A 4633-nucleotide genomic window follows, 5' to 3' on the forward strand; every position below is an offset into this window, starting at 1 on the left:
CGGGGTGCCTGACGTCGCGGGGCCTCGCCCACAATGGTGTCCGGAACCGAGCAAGGATGTCGTCTGGAGAGGCTATGAAGATTCTCAACACCCTGGCTGCATTGACGCTGACCGCCGCTCTGAGCAGCCCGGCGCTGGCTATCGAACCAGGCGCCGTGGTCGGCAACTTCCAGCTGCTGGATCAGCAGGGCACACAGCACGAACTGCACTCCCTGTCGGACCGCAAAGCGGTGGTGGTCATGATCCAGGGCAACGGCTGTCCCATCGTGCGTCAGGCACTGCCGGTGCTGGCGCAGATTCGCGCCCAGTACCGGAGCCAGGGCGTCGAATTCCTGCTGCTCAACTCCAATCTTCAAGACACCCGCGAGCAGGTCGCGACCGAAGCCGCGGAATTCAAAATCGACTTCCCCATTCTGCTGGATCGATCGCAAGCCATCGGCGAAGCACTCGGCGTGGTGCGCACCTCCGAAGTGTTTCTGATCGACCCCAAAGGCTGGCAGCTGAAATATCGCGGTCCGATGGATGATCGGCTTTCGTACGAGCGGCAGCGCCCCGCCAACAATCACTACCTCACCGATGCGCTGGACGCAGTGCTCGCCGGCAAGGCAGTGAAAACACCGCACGCCGATGGCGTCGGTTGCCTCGTGAATTTTCCCGAGCGCGACCGCAGGAGCAGCGCGCGCGACGATTAAATTTGCGTCAGCTCCTCTCGCTGGCAACTCTTACAAGGCGGCTTTTGCCGCCTTTTTATTTGCCTGGAGAATCACCTACGCATTCGACCCGCTGTCGCAAATTGGCGAACACGCGGATTACGAGCCGTCGCCGCGGTTAAGTTTCGCTATAGTGCGCGCTAGCCGACAAAACGGCGCAAATTAAACCTATAAAGGATCCGTGCTGATGCTGAGAAAGGTGCTGCTAGCGCTGCTGTTGGTGCTAGGACCGGTGTCCGCCTTCGCCGCGACGTTGTACATCTCCGACGAGCTGACCGTTCCTTTACGCCGTGGCCCATCCAATGGCCACAAGATCATCAACGCGGCCCTGCCCAGCGGTCTGGCGCTGGAAGTGCTGGGTGAAGACAAGTCCGCCGGCTTCACTCAAGTGCGCACGCCGAACGGCATCGAAGGCTGGGTGCCCTCGCAGTTTCTGAGCGATCAACCGGTCGCCAAAGATCGGCTGGCCGCCGCCCTGAAACGGGTCGAGGCCCTGGAAGGCCAGCTCAAATCCACTCGCGAAAATTATCAGGACGTGCGCGGCGCGCGCACCGAGATCGAAGGCCGCGCCACCGAACTGGGCAAAGAAAATCAGCGGCTGCAAACCGAGTTGGCGGAGATCCGCCGTGTGTCGGCGACCGCACTCACTCAGTTCGAAGAAAACAAACAACTGAAATCCGACAATGGCACGCTGCAGACCCAAGTCTCGCAACTGACCGAAGAAGTTTCAGACCTGAAACGCAATGTGATGTTGCGTTGGTTATTGTCGGGAGGTGCCTTGGTGCTGATCGGCTTGGCGCTGGGCGCGTGGATCAAGTCGCGACCCAAGCGCAGCACCTGGGCTTAACTGACAGCGCTCGAGGAAGTGGGGTCAGGCTTCGAACAGAAGCCTGTGAACGATCGCGGCGTCAGCTTGAGAGATCGTTGTGCCGTGGCCTGCAGGAGGACACCAATGGCCTAGACAACAACGGGCCAACTCGCAAAACCTTACTCGCCTCGACCGCCCACAGGCAGGCTCACAGATGATATGAGACCAGCACGATCACATCGGACCCGGGAGCGAACTCGCAGTTTCGAATGAGCTGCTTGTTGGTATAGATCTGGCAGCCCTTTGCAATGAACCCCGCGAGCGAAAAATATATTTTTTCAGGAGCGAGGCAACAATTCAGTACTTCCGTCGACGCGCGCGCGAAACAACTGACCCTTGTCGATCAACAGGCCTTCCATCACTGGCGCATGAGTTTGTTGGTCGCGATGCGGATAGACCTGCACCGCGATGACCCGCCCCTCATATAAAGAAGTGATCGCCGGCACACTGGTGTGACCGACCAGAATGGTCTGCACTCCGAAGCGCTGACGAATCAATTCAATGTCGGCGGGTGCCGCGGCCTGCATGCCTGCCTGACGCGCCGCCGTTTCGAAATATCCGCGATACCACAGCGGACCATACGGCCCCATCAAGAATTGCGTCGGCTCAACCGGCGCTGTCGCTTGCTCAGTCAACGCAGCTCGCACTCGCTGATTTATTTCAGATAGAGGTAAGCCGCGATCCACCAATTCGCGAGACACACCGCCGTGCAAACATAAATAATCGCCGAGCCGGAACACAGCGGCTTTGGTTCGCAGCCACTGACCCAACAATGTTTGTTCATTCCATAACGACGGATAACGCTCGACACCGAGTAACTCTGCGACGCGCGGATACTTGGGATTGAGATAACGAAGGTCGCCATTCAGCACCATGGTCTCGTGATTGCCGAGCGCCAGATGCACGCCGCCGCCGGCACGCGCCGCTTCCGCTTCCAACTTGTAGAGCAGCCAAAGCAGCTCAGTGTGATTCGGACCGCGATCGAACACGTCGCCGAGCACGGCCAAGTGACCTTTGCCAAATGCCCAGCGCAACCGCTCGTCGATGACACCCTGCCGCTGCAACAGCTGCGCCGCTATTTCGAATTCTCCGTGCGTATCCGCCATCACGAACAATCGAGCACGCGGACCAACGTTGATCTCATCGGTGGCGGGCTTGGCAGGCCCACGCAATTTGACATCGAAGGACGGGAACGCCCCGACATTTGAAACCGTCACGGCCTCGCCCACCTTGACCGCTTTGTCGCGAACTCGCGCCGACTCGCCCTCGCCTTCAACCCAACGCGACGTCCAACCACCGTCGGCGGCACGGATCACATAAGGACCATCCTGTAGCGACTCGGCTCGGCTCAGACTCATTCCGAGCAGCAGCCACGCCAGCGTCAGCAGCACCACCCGTAGCGCCGAAGGCAACAGTGTTTTTAGTGTCATCGGCGAATAAGTCTTAGCCCGGCACAACATGGCTGCGCATCATAGTGCAATTATTTTTTGTGCAAACGGGTATCCGTTGACCGTGGCCAGCCGTCTATAGTTTCAAGGGGGAGGAAACATGGCGGGCGACATAATCGTGCTGAAGTTTGGCGGCTCGGTGCTGCGCAGCCAGACCGACGTGCCCACGGCCGTCCATGAGATCTATCGTTGGTATCGCGCCGGCTGGCGCGTCGTCGCCATCGCTTCGGCATTGGGCGACTCCACTGCTCGGCTGCTGGATAAAGCTCGCGAGCTAGCCGACGAGCCACAACCGCACGCGATGGCCGAGTTGTTAGCCAGCGGCGAACGTCAGGCAGCCGCATTACTCGGCATCGCACTGGACCGCGCCGGTGTTCCCGCTCGCGTTCTGGATCCACGCGAGATCGGTCTGACCGTGTCGGGCACGGTGCTCGACGGCGACACTTCGGCAGTCCATGTCGAACAATTGCAAACATTGTTGGAATACACCCCGGTGCTGGTGCTGACGGGCTTCGGTTATGGCGCTGACGGTCGACTGCAAACGTTGGGCCCGGGCGGCTCGGACCATTCAGCCGTGTACCTGGCGCATGCACTGCGCGCCAATCGTTGCCGGTTACTGAAAGACGTCGACGGCGTCTATGAATCGGATCCGGCCGCCGCCACCACGACGTCGCTGCAACGGTTCTCGGCGCTCGGCTATGCCGATGCGTTGGAGCTGGCGACCGCCCTGATCCAACCCAAAGCAGTTCGTCTGCTCGATCGTTATTCGGCGCGCGCCGAAGTCGCCGCCATCGCATCGCCCTACGAATCGGTCATCGGTCGTTTCGATCGCACCCCGGCTCGTCCGTCCGCAACCGCGCCGACGCGCGTATTGATTCTGGGCATGGGTGAAATCGGCCGCGGCATTCATCGTCGCATCGAGGCCATGAGCGAACACTTCACCATCGTCGGCGCGTTGATTCGCGATCGTAACAAGCATGACGTCGCCGACACCCCGTTGCTCGATTCATTGCATGAGACCATGAATCAGCAAGCCGACGTAGTCATCGACGCGTTACCCGAACTCGAACCGGCGAACTCACTGGTCAGTCACTTTCTGGAGCGCGGCACCAGTGTCGTCTCCGCCAATGTTCCGTTGATTGCGGAGGCCGGCCGCAAGCTCGGCACACTGGCCGCTCGCTGCAACGCCTATCTTCGTTACAGCGCCGCGGTCGGCGGTAGCGCGCCGATGTTGGAAACATTACGTCGCGAAATGCTTCATCACGAGATCCGCGCCATCGCGACGGTGTTCAGCGGCGCAGCCAGTGACATCCTGGATAAATGTTCCAAAGGCTTCTCGTTCGACGACCTGTTGCTGAACGCGACTACAGAACTGGGACCGGCTCGCGTTCATGAAGAATTGTCGGGCATCACTGCGATTCGCAAGTTACGCGTGCTGGCCAGACACGCGTTCGGTCACGATCCAGATGCATTGCGTGTGACCGCACTGGATGCTGAATCGCTGAACCGGGCACGCGATGCGCTAACCGAGAACTGCACACTCCGCTTGGTGGCGCGCGCGTGGAAAATCAGTCATCGCGTGTTCGGGCAGCTGCAATTGGAAGCAC

Annotated in this window: 4 protein-coding genes; 3 read left to right on the top strand and 1 reads right to left on the bottom strand. The window is 59.9% G+C overall.

Features of this window, described 5'->3' with window-relative positions; genetic code table 11:
- Nucleotides 1-74: 74 nt before the first annotated feature.
- Both JNL55_RS07195 and JNL55_RS07200 read left to right on the top strand, forming a co-directional pair.
- Nucleotides 75-692, top strand: a complete 618-nt coding sequence (locus tag JNL55_RS07195) for a redoxin family protein (protein WP_293851329.1) — start codon at nucleotides 75-77, stop codon at nucleotides 690-692.
- A gap of 205 nt (nucleotides 693-897) precedes the next feature.
- Nucleotides 898-1557: a TIGR04211 family SH3 domain-containing protein gene (locus JNL55_RS07200; RefSeq protein ID WP_293851332.1), complete on the top strand. Its 660-nt coding sequence runs from the start codon at nucleotides 898-900 to the stop codon at nucleotides 1555-1557.
- A gap of 299 nt (nucleotides 1558-1856) precedes the next feature.
- Here the strand turns inward: JNL55_RS07200 and JNL55_RS07205 are convergent, their stop codons facing one another.
- Entirely contained in the window at nucleotides 1857-3008 is a 1152-nt protein-coding gene (locus JNL55_RS07205; RefSeq protein ID WP_293851335.1) for a metallophosphoesterase, read from the bottom strand.
- Between the two features lie 118 nt (nucleotides 3009-3126).
- Here JNL55_RS07205 and JNL55_RS07210 point away from each other — a divergent pair.
- Nucleotides 3127-4633: hypothetical protein (locus JNL55_RS07210; protein ID WP_293851338.1), on the top strand; the 1507-nt coding region annotated here is incomplete at its 3' end.

The sequence above is a fragment of the Steroidobacter sp. genome (assembly GCF_016790065.1).
Classification (GTDB): domain Bacteria; phylum Pseudomonadota; class Gammaproteobacteria; order Steroidobacterales; family Steroidobacteraceae; genus Steroidobacter.

What these genes read in the sequence shown, in the direction of transcription:
- JNL55_RS07195 (WP_293851329.1), top strand. Translation starts at nt 75, where the DNA reads ATGAAGATTCTCAACACCCTGGCTGCATTGACGCTGACCGCCGCTCTG.
- JNL55_RS07200 (WP_293851332.1), top strand. Translation starts at nt 898, where the DNA reads ATGCTGAGAAAGGTGCTGCTAGCGCTGCTGTTGGTGCTAGGACCGGTG.
- JNL55_RS07205 (WP_293851335.1), bottom strand. Translation starts at nt 3,008, where the DNA reads ATGACACTAAAAACACTGTTGCCTTCGGCGCTACGGGTGGTGCTGCTG.